The following is a 25,979-nucleotide window of genomic DNA, read 5'->3' as shown; positions in this document are numbered from 1 at the left end:
GCTCGCCATCGGGCAGGCAATCGGCAGCTGGACGACGCTGAAAATGCAGGACAGCAGAAAAAGGAGGTGTCAGGAAAGTTAATAGTGGATTACTTCAGAAATAAGAAAAGAGAATGAAAGAAATTCGAGAGAACAGAGACATCACAGGCAATCATGCATTTTTAGTCCCTGATGCATCGCCCCGCGGATCCAGAATTAGAGCAAAATATCGAAATGACTGAGATAACCAGAATAAACCAGATGCAAATGCACCTGGCTTAGGCTCTGGGGTTTAACGACGACAAACAGAAACCAGTAGCTCTTCCATCCACTGGTGTCCTTTATCGCGCCCCGCCGCTTCATGCCATGACAGGAAACAGGTCCTGCTGTTTAATTTCATCGGCAGGGGCAGCATTTTAACATTCAATTTTTCGGTAAATTCAGCTGCCAGCCGGCGTGGGGCAATAGCCACCAGCTCCGTTTGTGACACAACATTCAGCACGCTGATTAATGCCATTCCCTGATAGGCAATACAGGCCTGCTTTTCTGGCGTATCGTACCAGGGCTGGCTGAAAGAAGCATAACGATCCAGGGAAACCACCGCATGCTCTTCCTGATAAATATCGCTTTCTTTCAAGGGGCCCACCACTCGCGGATGGTTTTCGCTGACAACTAACACCATCTCATCGCGAAATAATGGCACACAGGAAAATTCAGGCCGACGAAACTCTTCATACCCAATAACAAACTCGAGTTCCTGGTAACGCAACTGATGCTCGGTATTTTGATTTAAGCTGGACTTAAATATTAAATGGATATTGGGCGCAACTTTATTCACATGATTAAGAATTAATGAGATCAGAGAATTATCCAAAGGGCTGCAAACACACAGGTTGAACACCCGCTCGCTGCTGACCGGTTCGAACCCCGAGCCCGGCAGTTCATTTTGCACAAGCTGCAGAGCCTGGCGAATAGAGCCAAACAGCTGTGACGCTCTGGCAGTAGGCTGAATACCCCGACCATAGCGCACGAACAACTCGTCATTGAACATCACTTTCAGGCGCGAAACTGCATTACTGACGGCGGGTTGTGACATGCCCAGAATATGTGCCGCGCGCGTAATATTCTGCTCCTGCATAACCGCATCAAACACGGTCAGTAAATTCAGATCAACTGAACGGAGTTGGGGGCGAACCGGCTCCTGACCTGAACCTGTTGGAGGGGCTTCTTTTTCGACGATCATAGTAGACTCCACTGTCACACGTAACTCCCTTTATCCGGCCACAGCTCTTAATACTGAAAACACGATTAACATGCATATTCCGTGAAGAACATATGCAAAGAAAATGAGACTGTTAAAAACTCGACGAGTCAGTCATGGATGAACAGCATGTTGCCCAAGGCTCACTTCATGGTCGAATCATAAACGATACTTTATAGACAAATTTTAATCATAAACCAGGAAAATAAACAACAGCACGTTGCATCAAGAATACTTTTAAAAATCTGATTTTTATTTTTAAAAAAGCCTAATCGCATAACAAAACAGCATCAATTATCTGTGAAAATTCTTAAATATGGAAAACATGCTAATTTAACCACCGCTATATCATCGCGTTAGCGCAGCGCCTGCAAAGTAAAAATGCATTACCAGATAAGAGTAATCATGAAAAGATGATTCATTTCATTAAGTCAATGAAGATGAGCTAAAACAATCTGCGAGAAAAAAAAGGTTAACCAGCACAATTAGCTAAGGAATATTCTTATTATGACAACCGCGCACGTGGCTTTTTCCTCAGAAAAGGTTGACATCGATCTGCGTATCCAGTACCACTAAAAGCATCACGAATTCATCTGGGGCATGACAAATGATCCGTACCACTCGTTTCACCGGTCTACTACTACTAAACGCATTCACTGTGCGCGGTAGACTGGTGGGCGACGTTTTACGTTAAGTCATCCTCTGGTAAGACTAAAAACCCGCGCCTTAGCGCGGGTTTTTTTATGCTCGTAGCAAGGCGACCTAAGACTGACAAGGACCAAAACCATGAGCCAACAAGTCGTTATCTTCGATACCACCTTACGTGACGGTGAACAGGCATTACAGGCAAGTCTGAGCGTGAAAGAGAAACTGCAGATCGCACTGGCCCTCGAACGTATGGGTGTCGACGTGATGGAAGTCGGTTTCCCTGTCTCCTCACCGGGCGATTTTGAATCCGTTCAGACCATTGCTCGCACCATTAAAAACAGCCGCGTCTGCGCCCTGGCACGCTGTGTCGAAAAAGATATCGATGTGGCCGCCGAGTCCCTGAAAGTGGCTGAAGCGTTCCGTATTCATACCTTTATTGCGACTTCTCCGATGCACATCGCCACCAAGCTGCGCAGCACGCTGGATGAAGTCATTGAGCGCTCAATCTATATGATTAAACGCGCCCGCAATTACACCGATGACGTTGAATTCTCCTGTGAAGATGCAGGCCGCACGCCGATTGAAGATTTGTCCCGCGTCGTCGAAGCCGCCATCAACGCTGGCGCGCGCACCATCAACATCCCGGACACCGTTGGCTATACCATGCCGTTCGAGTTCGCCAATATCATTTCGGGCCTGTACGAGCGTGTGCCGAACATCGACAAAGCGATTATCTCCGTTCACACCCATGATGATTTAGGCCTGGCCGTTGGCAACGCCATCGCCGCCGTCCACGCAGGCGCACGTCAGGTTGAAGGCGCGATGAACGGCATCGGCGAGCGCGCAGGTAACTGCTCGCTGGAAGAAGTGATCATGGCGATCAAGGTCCGCAAAGACATTATGAACGTGCAGACCCGCATCAATCACAACGAAATCTGGCGCACCAGCCAGACCGTCAGCCAGATTTGCAACATGCCGATCCCGGCGAATAAAGCGATTGTCGGCACCGGCGCGTTCGCACACTCCTCCGGTATTCACCAGGATGGCGTGCTGAAAAATCGTGAAAACTACGAAATCATGACCCCGGAATCCATCGGCCTGAACCAGGTCCAGCTGAACCTGACCTCCCGCTCTGGCCGTGCTGCTGTGAAGCACCGCATGGACGAAATGGGTTACAAAGAGACGGATTACAGCCTGGACAATCTGTACGACGCCTTCCTGAAGCTGGCCGATAAAAAAGGTCAGGTGTTCGATTACGATCTGGAAGCGCTGGCCTTCATCAATAAGCAGCAGGAAGAGCCAGAGCATTTCCGCCTGGACTACTTCAGCGTGCAGTCCGGCTCCAACGATATCGCCACCGCTTCTGTCAAACTGGCCTGCGGTGAAGAAGTCAAAGCCGAAGCGGCAAACGGCAACGGCCCTGTTGATGCCGTTTACCAGGCCATCAACCGCATCACTAACTTCAACATCGAACTGGTGAAATACGGCCTGACCGCCAAAGGCCACGGTAAAGACGCACTGGGCCAGGTGGATATCGTGGCGAACTATAACGGCCGTCGCTTCCACGGCGTGGGTCTGGCGACAGACATCGTTGAATCGTCCGCCAAAGCGATGGTGCACGTGCTGAACAGCATCTGGCGTGCCAATGAAGTAGAAAAAGAGTTGCAGCGCAAAGCGCAGAATAACGAGAACAAAAAGGAAACCGTGTAATGTCGAAGAATTACCATATTGCTGTGTTGCCGGGTGACGGTATTGGCCCGGAAGTGATGACACAAGCCCTGAAAGTCCTGGAAGCTGTGCGTAACCGTTTCGCTATGCGTATCACCACCAGCCACTACGACGTGGGCGGCATCGCCATTGATAAACACGGCCAACCGCTGCCGCAGGCGACGGTAGAAGGCTGTGAGCAGGCCGATGCCATTCTGTTTGGCTCCGTTGGCGGCCCGAAATGGGAAAACCTGCCGCCAGCCGAGCAGCCGGAGCGCGGGGCGCTGCTGCCATTGCGTAAGCATTTCAAACTGTTCTCTAACCTGCGCCCGGCGAAGCTGTATCAGGGGCTGGAAGAGTTCTGCCCGCTGCGTGCCGATATCGCCGCTAACGGCTTCGATATTCTGTGCGTGCGTGAACTGACCGGCGGCATCTACTTCGGTCAGCCAAAAGGCCGTGAAGGCAGCGGCCAGCACGAAAAAGCCTTTGATACCGAGGTGTATCACCGTTTTGAAATCGAGCGTATTGCACGCATCGCGTTTGAATCGGCTCGTAAGCGCCGTCACAAAGTGACCTCCATCGACAAAGCGAACGTGCTGCAGTCATCCATTTTGTGGCGTGAAATCGTCAATGAAATCGCCAAAGAGTACCCGGACGTCGAGCTGGCGCACATGTACATCGACAACGCCACCATGCAGCTGATTAAGGATCCGTCCCAGTTTGACGTGCTGCTCTGCTCTAACCTGTTCGGCGACATTCTCTCTGACGAATGCGCGATGATCACTGGCTCCATGGGCATGCTGCCGTCTGCAAGCCTGAACGAAGTGGGCTTTGGCCTGTACGAGCCAGCGGGCGGCTCAGCGCCGGATATCGCAGGTAAAAACATCGCCAACCCGATTGCGCAGATCCTGTCGCTGGCGTTGCTGCTGCGCTACAGCCTGGATGCAAACGACGCGGCAACTGCTATCGAAAATGCGATCAACCGCGCATTAGAGCAAGGCGTTCGTACCGGTGATTTGGCTCGCGGCAACGCAGCGGTCAGCACTGATGAAATGGGCGACATCATCGCCCGCTATGTCGCAGAAGGGGTGTAATCATGGCGAAGACGTTATATGAAAAATTGTTTGATGCGCACATCGTGCATGAAGCGCCAGAGGAAACCCCACTGCTGTACATCGACCGCCACCTGGTCCATGAAGTGACTTCCCCGCAGGCATTTGACGGCCTGCGTGCGCATCACCGCCCGGTGCGCCAACCGGGTAAAACTTTCGCCACGATGGATCACAACGTGTCGACGGAAACCAAAGACATTAACGCGTCCGGCGAAATGGCCCGCATTCAGATGCAGGAACTGATTAAAAACTGCAATGAATTCGGCGTGGAGCTGTACGACCTGAACCACCCGTATCAGGGCATTGTGCACGTGATGGGGCCTGAACAAGGCATCACCCTGCCTGGCATGACCATCGTTTGCGGCGATTCTCATACCGCCACCCACGGCGCATTTGGCGCGCTGGCTTTCGGTATCGGCACCTCCGAAGTGGAGCACGTGCTGGCGACGCAGACCCTGAAGCAGGGCCGCGCGAAGACCATGAAGATTGAAGTCAAAGGCAAAGCGGCACCGGGCATTACGGCGAAAGATATCGTGCTGGCCATTATCGGTAAAACCGGCAGCGCGGGCGGCACCGGGCACGTGGTTGAATTCTGCGGCGACGCCATTCAGGCGCTGACGATGGAAGGCCGCATGACCCTGTGTAACATGGCGATTGAAATGGGCGCCAAAGCGGGCCTGGTCGCGCCAGACGAAACCACTTTCAACTACGTCAAAGGCCGCCTGCACGCACCGAAAGGCGAGGACTTTGAAGCCGCAGTGGCTTACTGGAAAACCCTGAACACCGACGCCGATGCGAAATTTGATACCGTCGTCACTCTGCAGGCCGAAGAGATTGCCCCGCAGGTGACCTGGGGCACCAACCCGGGCCAGGTGATTTCCGTCAATGACAGCATCCCGGACCCGGCCTCATTCGCCGATCCGGTAGAGCGCGCAAGTGCTGAAAAAGCGCTGGCGTACATGGGCCTGAAGCCTGGCGTCCCGCTGACGGAAGTGGCTATCGATAAAGTGTTTATTGGCTCCTGCACCAACTCACGTATTGAAGATTTACGCGCCGCAGCAGAAATTGCCAAAGGCCGTAAAGTGGCACCAGGCGTGCAGGCGCTGGTCGTGCCAGGGTCCGGCCCGGTCAAAGCGCAGGCGGAAGCGGAAGGTCTGGATAAGATTTTCATCGAAGCGGGCTTTGAATGGCGTTTACCGGGCTGCTCTATGTGCCTGGCAATGAACAACGATCGCCTGAATCCGGGCGAGCGCTGCGCCTCCACCAGCAACCGTAACTTTGAAGGCCGTCAGGGCCGCGGGGGCCGTACGCACCTGGTGAGCCCGGCGATGGCCGCTGCGGCAGCCGTGACCGGCCATTTTGCCGATATTCGTGGAATGAAATAAGGAGACCATCATGGCAGAGAAATTTACCCAACACACCGGCCTGGTTGTCCCTCTGGATGCGGCTAACGTCGACACCGATGCCATCATTCCGAAGCAGTTTTTGCAGAAGGTGACCCGCACAGGTTTTGGCGCGCACCTGTTCAACGACTGGCGCTTCCTTGATGATAAAGGTGAGCAACCTAACCCTGAATTTGTGCTCAACTTCCCGGAATACAAAGGCGCGTCCATTCTGCTGGCACGTGAAAACTTTGGCTGCGGCTCTTCTCGTGAGCACGCGCCCTGGGCACTGACCGATTACGGCTTCAAAGTGGTGATTGCGCCGAGCTTCGCCGACATTTTTTACGGCAACAGCTTTAACAACCAGCTGCTGCCGGTGACGCTGAGCGATGAGCAGGTCGACGAGCTGTTTAAGCAGGTGCAGGCAAATCCAGGAATGAAGTTTGAAGTGGACCTGGAAGCGCTGGAGGTGAAAGCGGGCGATAAAGTTTACCGCTTTACCCTCGACGCCTTCCGCCGTCACTGCATGCTGAACGGCCTCGACAGTATCGGCCTCACGCTGCAGCATGAAGACGCGATTTCAGCTTACGAAAGTAATCAACCTGCATTTATGGGTTAATCCTTCTACCCGGCGGAGGCGACGCCACGCCGGGCATCTCATCAATTAAACGTCCTTCACTTTACAGGTCAGTCCAAACGCCGCCAGCGAAATCGCCGCAATCACCCAGTAAACATAATGGTGTCCGAAACTCTGCGATACCGCACCCTGAATCACCCCCGCCAGAATCACGCCAGTCGAAATACTGTTCGTAAACAGCGTCGTTGCCGCTCCTGCGCGCCCTGGCATCAGATCCTGGAACCACAGCATGCCGATCCCGGCGACAATCCCGATAAACACCGCGTTGAACAACTGAAGGATCAGCAGCGCCTCGCGGCTGTGAAACAGAATGAGCCCAATGTAAAACAGCACACCCGCAGCCACGGCGGTGATCATCATCCGACGCTTGCCGAAATGTTTGACGTAGTAGCCCGCGAGGATCATCGCCGGGATCTCAAGCCCCGCCGCCGTGCCCATCAAAATGCCCGCGAGGCTGTCCGGTAGCCCTAAATCGCTGCTGATCCACAACGGCATGTCGATGATATACATGGTGTTGCAGGTCCACATCAGCGTGGAAGCGATAAACAGCATGCGCACGTTTTTATCACCCCAGCCGCTGACTTCGGTCAGCGCCACCGTGGCAGGCTGTTCCACACGCGCCACCGACGGTAGCGCAAAAGCAATCAGCGCCAGGCCGAGCACAAAAATCCCGGCGGCAATGGAAAACATCACGGTGAAGCCGTAATTCAGCGCCAGCATAAAGGCCAGCGGCGGGCCAATCACCCACGCCAGCGATAGCTGCGCACGCATGACCGAGCTGAACATCACCACTTCGCGGGCGGAGCTGTCGGCATATTCACGCGCCAGGGCAAAAAGCTGCGGCATCGCGGTGTTGGCAAGTGAAGCCAGCAGCACACCGCAGGTTATCAGCGTCAGATAGTGACGATTAAAGGCGAACAGCAGCGCGTTGCCCACAGCCATCAGGCAGCAGAACATAATGAGCTTACGCCGGTCGCCCTTGCGGTCCGAACGTTTCGCCAGGCCGAGGCTTACGGCGATCCCGGCGATGGCGTTAACGGTGTAAAACAGGCCGACCCAGAACGGCTGCGCACCAACTTCACGGCTGAGAAAAAGGCTCAGCGTCGGCGCCTGCAAAGCCCCGGCCACGCCAATCATGAACGCCACCAGCATAAAAGCCGCGTACACCCCGTTCAGGCGTCGTCCCATCGTCATCAGCCAGAGCATGATCCTTCCTTATGCACAAAAGAGAAACGAAAAAAGCCAGCAGAAGCTTTCTGCTGGCGGGTGATTTTACACCAATACTCAGTCACACATGATTTGGCAAGTTAATGAGATCCAGAAGCCGGGTTCGTAACATCCCACTGCATCAATTCTTCCAGCATTTTCAGGCGCAATCCTGCGACCAGGCGGGCCAGCCATGACGCTCCCTGCGTCGCCAAAAAGTACTGTTGGTAAAACTGACGGACAGATGGCTTCGACATATTCACCTCCTCACTTCATCGGAGTTGATTATTGGCTTAATATGAGGATTAATAAATTGCTGAGTTTTTACCGGGAGTTCCTCTTTTATGTCCTCTGGTCGCCTGCAACAACAGTTCATCCGCCTGTGGCAATGCTGTGACGGAAAATCCCAGGACACCACGCTCAACGAGCTGGCGGAACTGCTTAGCTGCTCACGCCGCCACATGCGCACGCTGCTAAATACCATGGAGTCACGTGGCTGGCTGACCTGGCAGGCAGAGGCTGGGCGAGGTAAGCGCTCGCACCTCACCTTCCTCTACACGGGCCTCGCGCTCCAGCAGCAGCGGGCTGAGGACTTGCTCGAACAGGACAGAATCGATCAGCTTGTGCAGTTGGTTGGCGACAAGGCCACGGTGCGCCAGATGCTGGTGTCGCATTTAGGGCGCAGCTTTCGCCAGGGGCGGCATATTCTGCGGGTGCTCTACTACCGGCCAATGCGTAACCTGCTGCCCGGCACGCCGCTGCGCCGCTCGGAAACCCATATTGCCCGGCAGATATTTAGCGCCCTGACGCGCATAAATGAGGAAAACGGGGAACTGGAAGCGGATATCGCCCACCACTGGCAGCAAATTTCCCCTTTACACTGGCGCTTCTACCTCCGCCCCGGCATCCATTTCCACCATGGTCGGGAGCTGGAAATGGAGGATGTTATCCACACCTTGCAGCGCATCAACACCCTGCCGCTTTATGCGCACATCAGCCAGATTGTTTCCCCGACGACCTGGACGCTGGATATTCACCTGGCGCGCCCGGATCGCTGGCTGCCCTGGCTGCTTGGCCACATCCCGGCGATGATCCTGCCGTGGGAGTGGGAAACCATGCACAATTTTTCCAGCCTGCCGGTGGGCACCGGGCCTTACGCCGTCGCGCGCAACAACCAGAATCAGCTCAAGATCCATGCCTTCGACGATTTCTTTGGTTTTCGGGCACTTATCGATGAGGTGAACGTCTGGGTGTTACCGGAAGTGGGTGATGAGGTCACCTGCGGCCTGACGCTGGAAGGCTCCACCGAAGGTGAAAAAGCGGTGGAAAGCCGCCTTGAAGAGGGCTGTTATTACCTGCTGTTCGACGCCCGCAGCCAGAAAGGCTTATCGGACGACGTCCGCCGTTGGGTCAGCGAGATCCTCTCCCCGGCCAATCTGCTCTATCACGCCGACGAGCAGTATCAGGGCTACTGGTTCCCGGCGTATGGCCTGCTACCGCGCTGGCACCACGCCCGCCCCGGCAAAGGGGACAAGCCCGCCGGGCTGGAAACGCTCACCCTCACCTATTATCGGGAACATCTGGAACATAAAAACATAGCGCTGATCATGAGCCGCCTGCTGGCTGAGCATCGGGTGAAACTGGAAATTCAGGAACTCGACTACGATGAATGGCACCGCGGTGAAGCGCAAAGCGATATGTGGCTCAACAGCGCCAATTTCACGCTACCGCTGGACTTCTCGCTGTTCGCACACCTGTTTGAAGTCCCGCTGATTCAGCACTGCATCCCGCTGGACTGGCAGCAGGCCGCCGCCGACTGGCAGGCGGGTGAAATCAACCTCGCCAACTGGTCGCAGCAGCTGATCGCCCAGCGCGCCATCGTGCCGCTGATCCACCACTGGCTGCGCATCCAGGGACAGCGCAGCATGCGCGGTCTACGCATGAATACCCTCGGCTGGTTTGACTTTAAGTCAGCCTGGTTTGCGCCGCCCGATCCGTAGGACTTCCTGAAAAGTCACAAACTCATTACAATGGCGCGTTCTCAACGGGGTGCTGCGTAACGCGGCTGAGATAATACCCGTCGAACCTGATCCGGATAACGCCGGCGAAGGGATTTGAGGCTCACTCAAAATCCTTTGCCACCCCTAATTTTTGAGGTGCAAAGTGCTGAAAAAACTCCTGCCGTTACTGGCGCTGGTTAGCGTGCCTGTTTTCGCCAAACCTGTTCTCACCGTTTATACCTACGACTCTTTCTCTGCCGACTGGGGCCCTGGCCCGGCGGTGAAAAAAGCCTTTGAAGCAGACTGCAACTGCGAGCTGAAATACGTGGCGCTGGAAGACGGCGTATCGCTGCTCAACCGTCTGCGTATGGAAGGCAAAAACAGCAAAGCCGACGTAGTGCTTGGGCTCGATAACAACCTGCTGGAAGCGGCGACCCAGACCAAACTGTTCGCCAAAAGCAACGTTCAGGCCGATAACCTGACGGTCCCTGGCGGCTGGAAGAACGACACCTTTGTGCCGTTCGACTACGGTTACTTCGCCTTTGTGTATGACAAAAACAAACTGAAGAACCCGCCGAAAAGCCTGAAGGATCTGGTGGAGAGCCCAACCAAATGGCGCGTGATCTATGAAGATCCGCGCACCAGCACCCCGGGCCTTGGCCTGCTGCTGTGGATGCAGAAAGTGTACGGCGATAAGGCACCGGAAGCCTGGCAGAAACTGGCGGCGAAAACCGTCACCGTCACCAAAGGCTGGTCTGAGGCCTACGGCCTGTTCCTGAAAGGGGAAAGCGACCTGGTGCTGAGCTACACCACTTCTCCGGCCTACCACATCATCGAAGAGAAAAAGGATAACTACGCCGCCGCCGATTTCGCCGAAGGGCATTATTTGCAGGTGGAAGTGGCCGCACGAACCGCCGCGAGCAAACAACCCGCGCTTGCCGAACAGTTCCTGAAATTTATGGTCAGCCCTGCGTTCCAGAAAGCGATCCCGACGGGCAACTGGATGTACCCGGTGACGCAGGTTGAATTACCAGAAGCATTCAACAGTCTGGTGAAACCGCAAACCACGCTGGAATACACCCCGCGCGAAGTCGCCACCGAACGTCAGGGCTGGATTGCCGCATGGCAACGCGCCGTCAGTCAGTAATCCCCGGCTGGCTGCTGCCGGGCGTCACGGTTGCCACGCTGATGGTGGCCGTGGCGCTGGCCGCCTTTCTGGCTTTATGGCTTAACGCCCCGGCGGGAAGCTGGGGCGAATTCCTGCACGACAGCTATCTGTGGCACGTGGTGAGATTCTCCTTCTGGCAGGCATTTCTTTCCGCCCTGCTGTCGGTTATTCCTGCCATCTTCCTTGCCCGTTCGCTCTATCGCCGCCGCTTTCCCGGGCGACAAATCCTGCTGCGGCTGTGCGCGATGACGCTCATTCTGCCGGTGCTCGTGGCGGTGTTCGGCATCCTCAGCGTTTACGGACGCCAGGGCTGGCTGGCGCAGCTGTTTGCGCTGCTTGGCTGGCACTGGTCATTCTCGCCCTACGGTTTAAAAGGCATTCTGCTGGCCCATGTCTTCTTCAATATGCCGATGGCTACGCGTCTGCTGCTTCAGGCGCTGGAGCAAATCCCTGGTGAACAACGCCAGTTAGCGGCGCAGTTAGGGATGCGCGGCTTCGCCTTTTTCCGCTTCGTTGAATGGCCGTGGATGCGGCGGCAAATTCCCGCCATCGCCGCGCTGATTTTCATGCTCTGCTTCGCGAGCTTCGCCACCGTGCTGTCGCTGGGCGGCGGGCCGCAGGCGACCACCATCGAACTGGCCATCTATCAGGCGCTGAACTTTGATTACGATCCGGGCCGCGCGGCGATGTTGGCGATCGTCCAGATGGTCTGCTGCCTCGGGCTAATGCTTACCAGCCAGCGGCTGAGCCAGTCACTCGCGCCGGGCAATACACAACATACGGGCTGGCGCGATCCGGACGATCGTCTGCACAGCCAAATTATCGACACGATGCTTATCGCTTGTGCGCTGCTGTTGCTGCTGCCACCGCTCCTGGCAGTGATCGTCGATGGTCTGAATCGCAATCTGCCACAGGTGCTGACGCAGCCCGAACTGTGGCAGGCCATCTGGACTTCGCTGCGCATCGCCGTTGCCGCCGGTTTCCTCTCCGTCGCCCTGACGCTGATGCTGTTGTGGAGCAGCCGCGAACTGCGCGCCAGAAACCGGCATCTCGCCGGGCAGGCGCTGGAGCTGAGCGGCATGTTGATCCTCGCCATGCCGGGCATCGTGCTGGCGACCGGCTTCTTTTTACTGCTCAACAGCAGCGTCGGGCTGCCCGCTTCCGCCGACGGCATTGTGATATTCACCAACGCGCTGATGGCCATTCCCTATGCGCTCAAGGTGCTGGAAAGCCCAATGCGCGATGCCACGTCGCGCTATAGCCTGCTTTGCCAGTCGCTGGGGATGCAGGGCTTCACACGTTTCCGCGTGGTGGAGCTGCGGGCGCTGAAGCGTCCGCTGGCCCAGGCGCTGGCATTTGCCTGCGTTTTATCGATTGGTGATTTTGGCGTGGTGGCGCTGTTCGGCAATGAAGATTTCCGCACACTGCCGTTCTATCTTTATCAGCAGATTGGGGCCTATCGCAGCCAGGACGGGGCGGTCACCGCTTTTATTCTGCTGCTGCTCTGCTTCCTGTTATTCACCCTGATTGAAAAACTTCCGGGCCGCGATGCTAAAACTGAATGATGTCACCTGGCTGTACGAGCATCTGCCGATGCGTTTCACCCTGTCCGTTAAGCAGGGCGAGCAGATTGCCGTGCTCGGCCCAAGCGGCGCGGGTAAGAGCACCTTGCTGAACCTGATTGCCGGTTTTTTGACACCCGAAAGCGGCACCATTTCTATTGAAAATCAGCCGCATACCCGGACGCCCCCTGCCAGACGTCCGGTGTCGATGCTGTTTCAGGAGAACAACCTGTTCAGCCATTTGACGGTGCGTCAGAACATTGGTCTCGGGATGCATCCGGGACTGAAGTTGAACGATGCTCAACGGCACAAGTTAAGCGTGATCGCCAGCCAGATGGGCATCGAGTCGCTGCTGGAACGTCTGCCGGGTGAACTATCGGGAGGCCAGCGCCAGCGTGCGGCACTGGCACGCTGTCTGGTGCGGGAGCAGCCGGTGCTGCTGCTCGATGAACCGTTCTCCGCCCTCGACCCGGCGCTGCGTCAGGAGATGCTGGAGTTGGTCAGGGACGTCTGTCGTCGTCAGCACTTAACGTTGCTGATGGTATCCCACAGCGTGGAAGATGCGGCCCGCATTGCGCCACGTTCGCTGGTCATTGCCGACGGGCGTATCGTCTGGGATGGCGCCACCGATGAACTGCTGAGCGGTGAAGCGACCGCGTCGCATTTGTTGGGGATCGGTTAAGGTTTCCTCCCTCTCCCTTTGGGAGAGGGCCGGGGAGAGGGAAATTACCGACTCACAACCTTACCTAAAATATCCAGATAGACCGGCATCAGCGGGTGTTTAAACAGAACATACAGTGACACCACCGTCCCGAGAGTGAGCACAGGCGTCAGCCAGATAAGACACGCGCGCGGCAGATAGCGCGTCAGCCTGTCGGTTCCTGATTTGCCGCTGCGCCACAGTCGCCAGCCGAGCCACGCCGTCAGCCACACCAGCCCCACCGCCAGCAACAACAGCCATTTGAAGCTGCCGCTTTGCGCATCGGCAGGAATGTCGATCGCCGCCCCGGCAAGGATCCCCGGCAGGAAATAGACCGGCGGCCAGAGCAGGCAGCCAATAAGATTCGGCACAATGAATTTGGAAACGGGCAGGTCCAGCATCCCGGCGACCATCGGCACCAGAGGCCGCGTCGGGCCAACAAAGCGGCCAATCAGCACGGTAATCATGCTGTGCTGGTGCAGCGCATGTTCGGTTTTATCGAGCAGCGCTTTGTTTTTCTTCATAAACGACCAGCGGTGCAGCGGCTTTTTGAAGCGCCAGCCAATCCAGAAGGAGATCCAGTCGCCCAGCAGGCAGCCGATGATGCCTGCCAGCCACGCCTGCCAGAAGTTCACTTCCCCGCTGCCGATGAGCGCCCCAAGCGCGGACATCATAATGGTGCCCGGCAGGATCAGACCCACCAGCGCCAGCGATTCCAGAAACGCCACCAGCGCGACGGCAATCAGTGAATACATCACCGACTGGGTAATGAAATGTTCCAGTAACGCTTGCATAGAGTATCCGGTCAGATAATGAGTCAGGGATTCTCAGAGGGTCCCGATCGGGAGTCAAGAAAACAGATAACGAACCTGTAACAAAATGATACACCATTGGCGCCGTTTTTTGCGCCACGCCCTCTTCCGTGGGTATACTTAAAACGCCAGCAGCAGAAGCAGCTTTCCCGGTTGAAACAACTGGCGGAGCGGCGAGTCGCCGTTCTGTACTGACTACCTGCAACGCTGACCCTAAGGTGCTCCGGAGTACGGCTGTACACGTTGTGTACCCGCTTCGCGAATGTACACCTTCGCACCTTAAGGAATCATTTTGTGGTGCTCTGCTGCTGGCACAGATAAGGAGCATCGCCAATCATGAACGCTGCACAGCTAAGCCTGATATCACTGGAACTGACCGGTCACCCGCACTGGAGCCCCGCTAAACAGCTGCGTTGCCTGTACGCGCTGAGCAACCACAGCGACCGTCATTACCGTGAATTACAGCTGCCGAAACGCAGCGGCGGGATCCGCACGATTCATGTGCCCGCTCCTCTGCTGAAAAGCGTTCAGCGCAACATCCTTCGCCATGTGTTAAGTCTGCTGCCGTTGTCCGATTACGCCACCGCCTGGCGGCCTGGCTATACCCTGCTGAACAACGTGTTGCCGCACGTCAGACAGAAGCAGGTGCTCAAGATGGACATAGACAATTTCTTCCAGCGGATTATTTTTCCTCAGGTTTGGCAACAGGCGTTTGCCAAAACCCGCCTGCCGCAAGCCACCATCACGCTGCTCAGCCATTTATGTTGTTATCGCGACAGGCTGCCGCAGGGGGCCCCCACTTCACCGACCATCGCCAATCTGGTGCTGCGTGATTTTGATAATTACATAGGACGCTGGTGCGCTGAGCAGGAGATTGCCTATACCCGCTACGGCGACGACATGACATTCTCCGGGGATTTTGACGCTCGCAGAGTCAGGAATAAGGTGAAGGGTTTCCTTGCGGAACTGGGGTTCGAACTTAACCACGATAAGACCCGGCTGATGAGCCAGGGACAGCGACAGATTGTCACAGGTATAGTGGTCAATGGCCCCTATCCGCAGGCGCCAGCCACGCTGCGTCGGGAGCTACGTCAAACGCTCTACTATTACGAAAAATTTGGCTGGTCCCCTGCGCACAGCGAGATGACAGAACGGCACTGGCTGCAGACCATGCAGGGAAAAATTGAATTCATTCTGCAAATTCGCCCTAACGACAGCGAATTCCTGCATGCGCGACACAACGTGCGCCGCTGGCTTAAACGCTGCGCCTGAGCCCTATTCACATCCGGCCCGGAACTCGCTGGGGCTCGCGCCTGTGCATTTTTTGAATACCCGGGAGAAGTAGAGCTGATCTTCGAAGCCTACGTTCCGGCCGACGCTGGCAATCGGCATTCTCGTGGTGCTCAGCAGGAGCTTCGCCTGGCTGATTCGCTGATCTTCACGCCAGCTCAGCACGCTGACGCCGAGCTGCTGGCGGAACAGGTGCGAAAGCCGCGACGGCGACAGGCAGACGTGCTGGGCCACGCTTGCGATATCAAACTGGCTGTCGGCGAGATGGTCACTAATATACTGACAAGCGTCGCGCACCCGGTTATCCATCGGCGGATGCAGCGATGCGTTGATGACCTCCATGCGCCGCAGCAGTAACTGCTCCAGCAGGTTGATTGCTAACAGTTCGGAATAGCGCCCCACGCCCTGCCCGGCGTCGATAATCTGTCCGAACAGCTCGGCGAACAGCGCCTGATGCGCTTCGTCCGGGCGATAAAAACCGGTTTGGGCGAACAGCGTCGGCCAGCTCAGCCACTCATGCCAGTAGGCGCGAGGGCGGAAATAAACCCACTGGTGATACCATTCGCTGGCCTCGGGATGGCGACCATAGTGATGAATTTCACCTGGCGGAAACAGCACAATATCCCCGGGGCGACAAACAAACTGGTGCCCATGATTGTTGATCACTCCTTCCCCACGCACCGTCAGGTTGAGGATATAGCCCTTCATACCGAGCGGGCGATCGACAAAAAAATCGAGATACCCTTCGGCCTCGATAGGCGTCAGTCCCGCCACCAGGTGGGCATTAAAAGAGTAGCCAGGTAACAGCGGATCGTTCTGGAGTTCAGGCATAAAAAACGCTCGCTCAGCAGGTCTGTCAGGAAAGCATTTGTCCATATTGCCAGCGAAGCGAAAAAGCAGAAAATGGCCTGTGAGAATATTTGCACGGCGTCACACTTTGTTATGCCACAGCATTATTATCCATAAGATTAGCGCTTCACGCCTGACGCTTTTTTTCGCCAAAAACTACTGTTGCTCCATACCCGATACTCTTATGGAGCAACACGATGGCAATAACAATTGGCCTCGACTTTGGCAGTGACTCAGTGCGAGCGCTGGCGGTGGACTGTGCCAGCGGAAAGGAAATCGCCACCCGCGTGGAGTGGTATCCGCGCTGGCAGGAAGGTCGCTACTGCGACGCGCCGAACAACCAGTTTCGCCATCACCCGCGGGATTACATGGAATCCATGGAGTCTGCGCTAAAAGATGTGCTGAACGATCTGGGCGAACGCCGCGCAGAAGTCGTCGGCATCGGCGTCGACAGCACCGGTTCCACTCCGGCACCCATTGATTCTGACGGCAACGTGCTGGCGCTGCGCCCGGAGTTCGCCGATAACCCCAACGCCATGTTCGTGCTGTGGAAAGATCACACCGCGGTTGAAGAAGCCGAAGCCATCACTCGCCTGTGCCACCAGCCCGGCAAAACCGACTACTCCCGCTACATCGGCGGCATTTACTCCAGCGAATGGTTCTGGGCCAAGATCCTGCATGTCACCCGCGCAGACAGCCGGGTAGCGCAGGCTGCAGCCTCGTGGATTGAATTATGTGACTGGGTTCCCGCCCTGCTCTCTGGCACCACACGTCCGCAGGATATTCGCCGCGGGCGCTGCAGCGCAGGACATAAATCCCTGTGGCATGAGAGCTGGGGCGGCCTGCCACCCGCCAGCTTCTTCGACGAACTCGATCCGCTGCTCAATAAACATCTGCCGAATCCGCTCTTCACCGACACGTACACCGCTGATATTCCCGTTGGCACGCTGAGCGCCGAATGGGCGCAGCGCCTGGGTCTGGCGGAAAACGTGGTGATTTCAGGCGGCGCGTTCGACTGCCATATGGGCGCGGTTGGCGCAGGCGCACAGCCAAATGCGCTGGTGAAAGTCATCGGCACCTCCACCTGCGACATTCTGATTGCGGACAAAAACAGCGTCGGTGAGCACACCGTGCAGGGCATTTGCGGCCAGGTGGACGGTAGCGTCACGCCAGGCTTCATCGGCATGGAGGCGGGCCAGTCCGCCTTTGGCGATATTTACGCCTGGTTCGGCCGCATCCTCGGCTGGCCGCTGGAACAGCTGGCGGCGCAGCATCCTGAACTGAAAGAACAGATCAAAGCCAGCCAGAAGCAGCTTCTTCCGGCGCTGACCGCCGCCTGGGCGCGGAACCCCTCGCTGGAACACCTGCCGGTGGTGCTCGACTGGTTTAACGGCCGCCGTACGCCGAATGCGAACCAACGCCTGAAGGGCGTGATTACCGACCTGAACCTGGCTACCGATGCGCCCGCGCTCTTCGGGGGACTGGTGGCGGCCACCGCGTTCGGGGCGCGCGCCATTATGGAGTGCTTCACCTCGCAGGGCATTCCGGTGAACAACGTGATGGCCCTTGGCGGCATCGCCCGTAAAAACGTGGACATCATGCAAGCCTGCTGCGACGTGCTCAACCGTCCATTGCAGATTGTGGAGTCGGATCAGTGCTGCGCCCTGGGTGCAGCCATTTTCGCCGCCGTGGCCGCGGGCGTTCATGCCGATATTCCTGCGGCTCAGCAAAAGATGGCCAGCCGAGTCGAACACACCCTCGAGCCGCGACCTTTGCAGGCCCAACGTTTTGAACAGCTTTATCAGCGCTACCAGCAATGGGCAAAAAGCGCCGAACAGCATTACCTCCCTTCCGCCACTCGCACGGAAAAACCGGCGGCAGTACTGACGCATTAAGGAAATGACGATGACGATTTTCAACAATTATGAAGTGTGGTTTGTGATTGGCAGCCAGCATCTGTACGGCCCGGAAACCCTGCGTCAGGTGACGCAGCACGCTGAACACGTGGTCAATGCGCTGAACGCCGAGGCCAAACTGCCGTGCAAACTGGTGCTGAAACCGCTCGGCACACGTCCTGACGAAATTACCGCTATTTGCCGCGACGCTAACTACGACGACAAATGTGCCGGGCTGGTCGTCTGGCTGCACACCTTCTCGCCTGCGAAGATGTGGATTAACGGCCTGACGATTCTCAATAAGCCGCTGCTCCAGTTCCACACCCAGTTCAACGCCTCCCTGCCGTGGGACAGCATCGACATGGACTTTATGAACCTGAACCAGACGGCACACGGCGGCCGCGAGTTCGGCTTCATCGGCGCACGTATGCGCCAGCAGCACAGCGTGGTGACGGGCCACTGGGAGGACAAACGTGCCCACGAACGCATCGGCTCGTGGATGCGTCAGGCGGTGTCAAAACAGGATACTCGTCATCTGAAAGTGGTGCGCTTCGGCGACAACATGCGCGAAGTAGCAGTGACCGACGGCGATAAGGTTGCGGCGCAAATCAAATTCGGCTTCTCCGTAAATACCTGGGCCGTGGGCGACCTGGTGCAGGTGGTCAATGAGGTCAGCGACGGCGACGTCAGCGCACTGGTCGATGAGTATGAAAGCAGCTACCGCCTGACAGACGCCGCGCAGGTTCACGGCGACAAACGTCAGAACGTACTTGATGCAGCCCGCATTGAACTTGGCATGAAGCGCTTCCTCGAACAGGGCGGCTTCCACGCCTTTACCACCACCTTTGAAGATTTGCATGGCCTGAAGCAGCTACCGGGCCTGGCGGTGCAGCGCCTGATGCAGCAAGGTTACGGCTTTGCGGGCGAAGGCGACTGGAAAACGGCGGCGCTGCTGCGAATCATGAAGGTGATGTCCACCGGACTTGCGGGCGGCACCTCCTTTATGGAGGACTACACCTATCACTTCGACAACGGCAACGATCTGGTGCTCGGCTCGCACATGCTGGAGATCTGCCCGACCATCTCCACGGCTGAGAAACCGATCCTCGACGTGCAGTACCTCGGCATCGGCGGTAAAGCCGACCCGGCCCGCCTGATCTTCGACACCAAAACGGGCCCGGCGCTGGTGGCAAGCCTGGTCGATCTCGGAGATCGTTTCCGCCTGCTGGTCAACACCATTGAAACGGTGAAAACGCCTCACAACCTGCCGAAGCTGCCAGTTGCCAATGCGCTGTGGAAGGCTCACCCGAGCCTGGAAGTGGCTTCGGAAGCCTGGATTGTCGCAGGCGGCGCGCACCACACCGTCTTCAGCCATGCGCTGACCCTCGATGACATGCGCCAGTTCGCCGAACTGCACGATATTGAACTGACCGTCATCGACAACGACACGCGCCTGCCGGCCTTCAAGGACGCGCTGCGCTGGAACGAAGTGTATTACGGGTCAAAACGCTAAGCATTGCCCGGCGACACTCCGCTTGCCGGGCCTACGGTTTTGTAGGCCGGATAAGCGAAGCGCCATCCGGCAGGGAGACACGAATGTTAGAAGATCTCAAACGTCAGGTGCTGGAGGCCAACCTCCAGTTGCCAAAGCACAACCTGGTGACGCTGACCTGGGGCAACGTCAGCGCGGTTGACCGCGTAACGGGCCTGTTTGTCATCAAACCGTCCGGCGTGGATTATGACGTGATGACGGCAGAAGACATGGTGGTCGTCAGCCTCGCCACAGGTGAAGTGGTGGAAGGCAGTAAAAAGCCCTCCTCCGATACGCCCACGCATCGTCTGCTGTATCAGGCGTTTCCGACCATTGGCGGCATAGTCCACACCCACTCGCGCCACGCGACTATCTGGGCGCAGGCCGGGCAGTCGATTCCGGCCACGGGCACCACTCACGCGGACTATTTCTACGGCAACATTCCCTGCACCCGCAAAATGACGGATGCCGAGATCAACGGCCAGTACGAATGGGAGACCGGCAACGTTATCGTCGAAGCCTTTGAAAAACAGGGCATTGATGCGGCTCAGATGCCCGGCGTGCTGGTGCATTCCCACGGGCCTTTCGCATGGGGGAAAAGCGCCGAAGATGCCGTGCACAACGCCATTGTGCTGGAGGAGGTCGCCTATATGGGCATCTTCTGTCGCCAGCTCGCCCCGCAGCTGCCGGACATGCAGCCCACGTTGCTCGATAAGCATTACCTGCGCAAGCACGGTGCAAAGGCCTATTACGGGCAATGACAACTGTATAAAACCACAGCAATTCAGAGCAAACCAGGCTATACTCAGGCCTGGTTTTCTTTTTAGGTAGAGCTGGTGGCACAGGCGCGAGAAGGTTTTTTGTTAACCCGTCACTGGCGGGACACCCCGCAGGGCACGGAAGTCACCTTCTGGCTGGCAACCGATGAGGGCCCGTTGCAGGTGACGCTCCCGCCTCAGGAGTCGGTGGCGTTTATTCCGGAGTCGCAGCGCCCGCAAACCGAGCGCCTGCTGCGGGGGGAAAAAGACGCACGTCTCGCCCCGCTAGCCCTGAAGGATTTTCACCGTCAGCCGGTATTCGGCCTTTATTGCCGCTCGCACCGCCAGCTCATGCGCCTTGAAAAACTGCTGAAAGCCGACGGCATTACCGTCTATGAAGCGGATATCCGCCCGCCGGAGCGCTATCTGATGGAGCGTTTCATCACCGCGCCCGTTTGGGTCGAAGGCGAAGCGCAGGGCAATGGACTGACAAACGCCCGCCTCAAACCGAGCCCTCACTACCGCCCACCGCTGAAGTGGGTGTCGCTGGATATCGAAACCACCCGCCACGGCGAGCTGTACTGCATCGGTCTTGAAGGCTGTGGGCAGCGCGTTGTCTATATGCTCGGGCCTGAAAACGGCGATGCTTCACAGGTCGATTTTCAGCTGGAGTATGTTTCAAGCCGCCCACAGCTGCTGGAAAAGCTCAATACGTGGTTTGCCGAACACGACCCCGATATCATCATCGGCTGGAACCTGGTGCAGTTTGACCTGAAAGTGCTGCAAAAGCATGCCGAACGGTATCGAATTCCACTGATGCTCGGGCGCGGCAACGTCGAAATTGAATGGCGCGAGCATGGCTTCAAAAACGGCGTGTTTTTCGCCCAGGCCAACGGGCGGCTGATTATCGACGGCATCGAAGCGCTGAAGTCCGCCTTCTGGAACTTCTCCTCCTTTTCGCTGGAAAACGTGTCGCAGGAGCTGCTCGGCGAGGGCAAGGCTATCGATAATCCGTGGGACAGGATGGACGAAATTGACCGTCGTTTCGCCGAAGATAAGCCCGCCTTAGCGAAATACAACCTGAAAGACTGCGAGCTGGTGACGCGCATTTTCCACAAAACGGAAATTATGCCGTTTTTACTGGAACGCTCGACGGTAAACGGCCTGCCCGCCGACCGTCACGGCGGTTCGGTCGCGGCCTTCGGCCACCTCTATTTCCCGCGAATGCATCGCCTCGGCTACGTCGCGCCCAATCTTGGCGAAGTGCCACCGCAGGCGAGCCCCGGCGGCTACGTGATGGATTCGCAACCCGGTTTGTACGACTCGGTTCTGGTGCTGGATTACAAGAGCCTGTATCCGTCGATCATCCGAACTTTCCTGATCGATCCTGTCGGCCTTGTCGAAGGCATGGCACAGCCGGATGCAGAACACAGCACCGAAGGGTTTTTAGGGGCCTGGTTCTCGCGGGAAAAGCACTGCCTGCCGGATATCGTCGGGCAGATCTGGCACGGGCGGGATGAAGCCAAGTTGCATCATAATAAACCGCTGTCGCAGGCGCTGAAGATCATCATGAATGCCTTCTACGGCGTGCTCGGCACCAGCGCCTGCCGCTTTTTCGATCCTCGCCTTGCCTCGTCGATCACCATGCGCGGACACGCGATCATGCGCCAGACCAAAGCGCTGGTGGAGTCGCAGGGCTATAACGTCATTTACGGCGATACCGATTCCACCTTCGTGTGGCTGAAACGCGCCCACAGCGAAGAAGAAGCGGCGAAAATTGGCCGCCAACTGGTTGCGTTCGTCAACGAATGGTGGACAGAAGAACTGCAAAAACAGGGCCTGACCAGCGCCATGGAGCTGGAGTTTGAAACCCATTTCTGCCGCTTCCTGATGCCGACCATTCGCGGCACCGAAACGGGCAGCAAAAAGCGCTACGCCGGAATGATCCAGACTGGCAACGAGCAGCGCATGGTGTTCAAAGGGCTGGAGACTGTGCGCACAGACTGGACGCCACTGGCGCAGCAGTTCCAGCAGGAATTGTACCTGCGCATCTTCCGCAACGAGCCGTATCAGGATTTTATTCGTGAAACGGTTGAGAAGCTGATGGCGGGCGAACTGGACGACAAACTGGTCTATCGTAAGCAGCTCAGGCGGCCGCTGGCGGAGTATCAGCGCAATGTGCCGCCGCACGTTCGCGCCGCACGGCTGGCCGATGAGCAGAATGCAAAACTGGGGCGTCCATTGCAGTATCAGTCACGCGGCAGCATCAAATATGTCTGGACCACCGGCGGCCCGGAACCGCTGGCCTATCGGCAGTCGCCGCTGGATTATGAGCACTATCTGTCCAAACAGCTCGAACCGGTTGCCGATGGAATTTTACCCTTCGTCCACGACGATTTTGCTACACTACTGACAGGACAACTGGGGCTATTTTGACAGGTGACTAACACCCTGGCTTCCAGTACCATAGCGCCCTTTCCATTCCTGGACCCCAATTTTTCCTCTCCGTGGTTTTTTCCGCGGAGGACGATTATTGCCTGCAATTGAAGAATAGAGCTCAGAATATATGCCTTTTACACTTGGTCAACGCTGGATCAGCGATACAGAAAGCGAACTGGGATTAGGGACAGTCGTAGCGCTGGACGCGCGCATGGTCACTCTTCTCTACCCGGCAACGGGTGAAAACCGACTGTACGCCCGCAACGATTCCCCAATCACTCGCGTAATGTTCAATCCGGGTGACACCATCACCAGCCACGAAGGCTGGCAGCTGCGCGTTGACGAAGTAAATGAAGAGAAGGGTCTGCTGGCCTACACCGGCCTGCGTCTGGACACCGAAGAAGAAGGCGTGGTGCTGCGTGAGATCTTCCTCGACAGCAAGCTGATTTTCAGCAAGCCGCAGGACCGCCTGTTCGCCGGTCAGATTGACCGCATGGACCGCTTTGCCCTGCGTTATCGCGCACGCAAATACCAGAGCGAAGAGTACCGCATGCCGTGGAGTGGCCTGCGCGGCCAGCGCACCAGCCTGATCCCACATCAGCTGCATATTGCCCACGACGTTGGCCGTCGCCATGCGCCACGTGTGCTGCTGGCGGATGAGGTCGGCCTCGGTAAAACCATCGAAGCCGGGATGATTCTGCATCAGCAGCTGCTCTCCGGCGCCGCCGAGCGCGTGCTAGTTATCGTGCCGGAAACCCTGCAACACCAGTGGCTGGTCGAAATGCTGCGCCGCTTCAACCTGCGCTTCGCGCTGTTTGACGATGAGCGCTACGCTGAAGCTCAGCACGACGCCGACAACCCGTTCGAAACCGAACAGCTGGTGATTTGCTCGCTGGACTTCGTGCGCCGCAGCAAGCAGCGCCTGGAGCATCTGTGCGACGCCGAGTGGGACATTATGGTGGTCGACGAAGCGCACCATCTGGTGTGGAGCGAAAACGCGCCAAGCCGCGAATATCAGGCGATTGAGCAGCTGGCCGAGCGCGTCCCTGGCGTGCTGCTGCTGACCGCTACGCCGGAGCAGCTGGGCCTCGAGAGTCACTTTGCGCGCCTGCGCCTGCTCGACCCGAACCGCTTCCATGATTTCGAACAATTCGTTGAAGAACAACAGAATTATCGCCCGGTAGCCGATGCAGTGTCGCTGCTGCTGAGCGGCGAAAAGCTTAACAACGAGCAGATGAACGCCCTGAGCGAACTTATCGGCGAGCAGGACATCGAGCCATTGCTGCAGGCCGCTAACAGCGGCAGCGACGATGCCGAAAGCGCACGTCAGGAGCTGATCGCGATGCTGATGGACCGCCACGGCACCAGCCGCGTGCTGTTCCGCAACACTCGCCACGGCGTAAAGGGCTTCCCAAAACGCGAACTGCACACCATTAAGCTGCCGCTGCCGACCCAGTATCAGACCGCAATCAAAGTCTCCGGCATTATGGGCGCGCGTAAAACTTCTGAGGAACGTGCCCGCGACATGCTCTATCCTGAGCAAATTTATCAGGAATTTGAAGGCGATACCGGCACCTGGTGGAACTTCGACCCGCGCGTTGAGTGGCTGATGGGCTACCTGACTGCTCATCGTTCCCAGAAGGTGCTGGTTATCTGCGCCAAAGCGGCCACAGCGCTGCAGCTGGAGCAGGTTCTGCGCGAGCGTGAAGGCATCCGTGCCGCCGTGTTCCATGAAGGCATGTCTATCGTGGAGCGTGACCGCGCTGCCGCCTGGTTTGCCGAAGAAGATACCGGCGCACAGGTTCTGCTGTGTTCCGAAATCGGCTCCGAAGGGCGTAACTTCCAGTTCGCCAGCAACCTGGTGATGTTCGACCTGCCGTTCAACCCGGATCTGCTCGAGCAGCGTATCGGCCGTCTCGACCGTATCGGCCAGGCGCACGACATTCAGGTTCACGTGCCGTATCTGGAAAAAACCGCTCAGTCCGTGCTGGTGCGCTGGTTCCACGAAGGTCTGGACGCTTTCGAGCACACCTGCCCGACGGGCCGCACTATCTATGACAGCGTCCACGGCCAGCTGATTGAGTACCTGGCCGCGCCGGAAAATACCGACGGCTTCGACGATCTGATCAAAGCCTGCCGCGAACAACACGACGCGCTGAAAGCCCAGCTGGAACAGGGCCGCGACCGCCTGCTGGAGATCAACTCCAACGGCGGCGAAAAAGCGCAGGCGCTTGCCGAAAGCATTGAAGAGCAGGACGACGACACCGGGCTTATCAGCTTCTCGATGAACCTGTTCGACATCATCGGCATCAATCAGGACGATCGCGGCGAAAACCTGATCGTGCTGACGCCAGGCGACCACATGCTGGTACCGGACTTCCCGGGCCTGCCGGAAGATGGTTGCACTGTGACCTTCGAGCGCGACGTGGCGCTGTCGCGTGAAGATGCGCAGTTCCTGACCTGGGAGCATCCGCTGATTCGTAACGGCCTGGATCTGATCCTCTCCGGCGACACCGGCAGCAGCACGATTTCGCTGTTGAAAAACAAAGCGTTGCCGGTTGGCACGCTGCTGCTGGAGCTGATTTACGTGGTGGAAGCTCAGGCGCCAAAACAGCTGCAGCTCAACCGCTTCCTGCCGCCAACGCCGGTGCGTATGCTGGTCGATAAGAACGGCAACAACCTCGCGGCGCAGGTGGAGTTTGAAACCTTTAACCGCCAGCTGAGCGCGGTGAATCGTCATACCGGCAGCAAGCTGGTGAACGCGGTCCAGCAGGACGTCCACGCCATTCTGCAACAGGGCGAAGCGCAGGTCGAAAAAGCGGCGAAAGCGCTGATTGACGCGGCGCGCCAGGAAGCGGATGAAAAGCTGAGTGCGGAGCTGTCGCGCCTTGAAGCCCTGAAGGCGGTCAACCCGAACATTCGCGATGACGAACTGGAAGCCATTGAAAGCAACCGCCAGCAGGTGATGGAAGCCCTGGCGCAGGCTGGCTGGCGTCTCGATGCGCTGCGACTGATCGTCGTAACGCATCAATAAGGAAAAGGC

20 protein-coding genes and 1 riboswitch are annotated in these 25,979 nt (G+C 57.2%); of the genes, 15 read left to right on the top strand and 5 right to left on the bottom strand.

All coding sequences use genetic code 11. The features are described from left to right. Window positions 1-271: 271 nt before the first annotated feature. Complete coding sequence (gene leuO / locus CRO87_RS10325) at window positions 272-1,222, bottom strand: transcriptional regulator LeuO (RefSeq protein WP_176504292.1); 951 nt, start codon at window positions 1,220-1,222, stop codon at window positions 272-274. A 625-nt stretch (window positions 1,223-1,847) separates the two neighbouring features. Here leuO and leuL point away from each other — a divergent pair. From leuL to leuD, 5 genes are all read left to right on the top strand, one after another. Next, window positions 1,848-1,934 (top strand): leu operon leader peptide, encoded by an 87-nt coding sequence (gene leuL / locus CRO87_RS22315; protein ID WP_101706271.1) that lies wholly within the window; start codon window positions 1,848-1,850, stop codon window positions 1,932-1,934. 92 nt (window positions 1,935-2,026) lie between these two features. Further along, window positions 2,027-3,598 carry a 2-isopropylmalate synthase gene (gene leuA, locus CRO87_RS10320; RefSeq protein ID WP_097162854.1) on the top strand — a complete coding sequence of 524 codons (1,572 nt, stop codon included), beginning with the start codon at window positions 2,027-2,029 and terminating at the stop codon, window positions 3,596-3,598. After that, window positions 3,598-4,689, top strand: coding sequence for a 3-isopropylmalate dehydrogenase (gene leuB / locus CRO87_RS10315; RefSeq protein ID WP_097162853.1), 1,092 nt, complete (start codon window positions 3,598-3,600; stop codon window positions 4,687-4,689). Before leuA ends, leuB begins: the two co-directional genes overlap by 1 nt. Window positions 4,690-4,691: 2 nt before the next feature. Next, entirely contained in the window at window positions 4,692-6,092 is a 1,401-nt protein-coding gene (gene leuC / locus CRO87_RS10310; RefSeq protein ID WP_097162852.1) for a 3-isopropylmalate dehydratase large subunit, read from the top strand. Between the two features lie 10 nt (window positions 6,093-6,102). Further along, a complete protein-coding gene (gene leuD, locus CRO87_RS10305; protein ID WP_097162851.1) occupies window positions 6,103-6,708 on the top strand; it encodes a 3-isopropylmalate dehydratase small subunit in 606 nt (201 codons plus the stop codon). A gap of 45 nt (window positions 6,709-6,753) precedes the next feature. Here the strand turns inward: leuD and CRO87_RS10300 are convergent, their stop codons facing one another. After that, window positions 6,754-7,932: a sugar efflux transporter gene (locus tag CRO87_RS10300; protein WP_097162850.1), complete on the bottom strand. Its 1,179-nt coding sequence runs from the start codon at window positions 7,930-7,932 to the stop codon at window positions 6,754-6,756. Between the two features lie 101 nt (window positions 7,933-8,033). After that, the gene (sgrT, locus tag CRO87_RS10295) at window positions 8,034-8,189 is read right to left on the bottom strand and encodes a glucose uptake inhibitor SgrT (protein ID WP_097162849.1); all 156 of its coding nucleotides are present in this window, start codon (window positions 8,187-8,189) and stop codon (window positions 8,034-8,036) included. A gap of 87 nt (window positions 8,190-8,276) precedes the next feature. On the opposite strand from sgrT, the gene sgrR reads away from it, so the two are divergent. The 4 genes from sgrR (at window position 8,277) to thiQ (ending at window position 13,344) form a co-directional block, all read left to right on the top strand. Then, entirely contained in the window at window positions 8,277-9,932 is a 1,656-nt protein-coding gene (gene sgrR / locus CRO87_RS10290) for an HTH-type transcriptional regulator SgrR (protein WP_097162848.1), read from the top strand. Between the two features lie 35 nt (window positions 9,933-9,967). Next, a riboswitch (TPP riboswitch) is annotated at window positions 9,968-10,063 on the top strand. Between the two features lie 32 nt (window positions 10,064-10,095). Then, on the top strand, window positions 10,096-11,079 hold the full coding sequence (gene thiB / locus CRO87_RS10285) for a thiamine ABC transporter substrate binding subunit (RefSeq protein ID WP_097162847.1): 984 nt from the start codon (window positions 10,096-10,098) through the stop codon (window positions 11,077-11,079). Then, complete coding sequence (gene thiP, locus CRO87_RS10280) at window positions 11,055-12,665, top strand: thiamine/thiamine pyrophosphate ABC transporter permease ThiP (protein ID WP_097162846.1); 1,611 nt, start codon at window positions 11,055-11,057, stop codon at window positions 12,663-12,665. Before thiB ends, thiP begins: the two co-directional genes overlap by 25 nt. Beyond that, window positions 12,649-13,344 (top strand): thiamine ABC transporter ATP-binding protein ThiQ, encoded by a 696-nt coding sequence (gene thiQ / locus CRO87_RS10275; RefSeq protein WP_097162845.1) that lies wholly within the window; start codon window positions 12,649-12,651, stop codon window positions 13,342-13,344. The genes thiP and thiQ overlap by 17 nt, the downstream gene beginning before the upstream one ends. Window positions 13,345-13,388: 44 nt before the next feature. Here the strand turns inward: thiQ and CRO87_RS10270 are convergent, their stop codons facing one another. Continuing rightward, entirely contained in the window at window positions 13,389-14,156 is a 768-nt protein-coding gene (locus CRO87_RS10270; RefSeq protein WP_097162844.1) for a DedA family protein, read from the bottom strand. 354 nt (window positions 14,157-14,510) lie between these two features. On the opposite strand from CRO87_RS10270, the gene CRO87_RS10265 reads away from it, so the two are divergent. Then, window positions 14,511-15,446: a reverse transcriptase family protein gene (locus tag CRO87_RS10265; RefSeq protein WP_097162843.1), complete on the top strand. Its 936-nt coding sequence runs from the start codon at window positions 14,511-14,513 to the stop codon at window positions 15,444-15,446. Window positions 15,447-15,449: 3 nt separating this feature from the next. On the opposite strand, the gene araC is transcribed toward CRO87_RS10265, so the two are convergent. Further along, window positions 15,450-16,295, bottom strand: a complete 846-nt coding sequence (araC, locus tag CRO87_RS10260; protein WP_097162842.1) for an arabinose operon transcriptional regulator AraC — start codon at window positions 16,293-16,295, stop codon at window positions 15,450-15,452. Window positions 16,296-16,510: 215 nt separating this feature from the next. Between araC and araB the strand changes: the two genes are divergently transcribed. The 5 genes from araB to rapA all read left to right on the top strand — a co-directional run bounded on the left by araB (window position 16,511) and on the right by rapA (window position 25,970). Continuing rightward, window positions 16,511-18,208 (top strand): ribulokinase, encoded by a 1,698-nt coding sequence (gene araB, locus CRO87_RS10255; protein WP_097162841.1) that lies wholly within the window; start codon window positions 16,511-16,513, stop codon window positions 18,206-18,208. Window positions 18,209-18,218: 10 nt separating this feature from the next. Then, the gene (gene araA, locus CRO87_RS10250) at window positions 18,219-19,721 is read left to right on the top strand and encodes an L-arabinose isomerase (protein ID WP_097162840.1); all 1,503 of its coding nucleotides are present in this window, start codon (window positions 18,219-18,221) and stop codon (window positions 19,719-19,721) included. An 83-nt stretch (window positions 19,722-19,804) separates the two neighbouring features. Continuing rightward, window positions 19,805-20,500 carry an L-ribulose-5-phosphate 4-epimerase gene (araD, locus tag CRO87_RS10245; protein WP_097162839.1) on the top strand — a complete coding sequence of 232 codons (696 nt, stop codon included), beginning with the start codon at window positions 19,805-19,807 and terminating at the stop codon, window positions 20,498-20,500. A 75-nt stretch (window positions 20,501-20,575) separates the two neighbouring features. Beyond that, on the top strand, window positions 20,576-22,933 hold the full coding sequence (polB, locus tag CRO87_RS10240; RefSeq protein ID WP_097162838.1) for a DNA polymerase II: 2,358 nt from the start codon (window positions 20,576-20,578) through the stop codon (window positions 22,931-22,933). A 130-nt stretch (window positions 22,934-23,063) separates the two neighbouring features. Then, a complete protein-coding gene (rapA, locus tag CRO87_RS10235) occupies window positions 23,064-25,970 on the top strand; it encodes an RNA polymerase-associated protein RapA (RefSeq protein ID WP_097162837.1) in 2,907 nt (968 codons plus the stop codon). The last annotated feature ends 9 nt before the right edge of the window (window positions 25,971-25,979 follow it).

The sequence above is a fragment of the Enterobacter sp. CC120223-11 genome (genome assembly GCF_900215375.1).
In the GTDB taxonomy this organism is placed as follows: Bacteria; Pseudomonadota; Gammaproteobacteria; order Enterobacterales; family Enterobacteriaceae; genus Scandinavium.
Note: the sequence above shows the minus strand (reverse complement) of the source record. Positions and strands in the feature narration are given on the sequence as shown.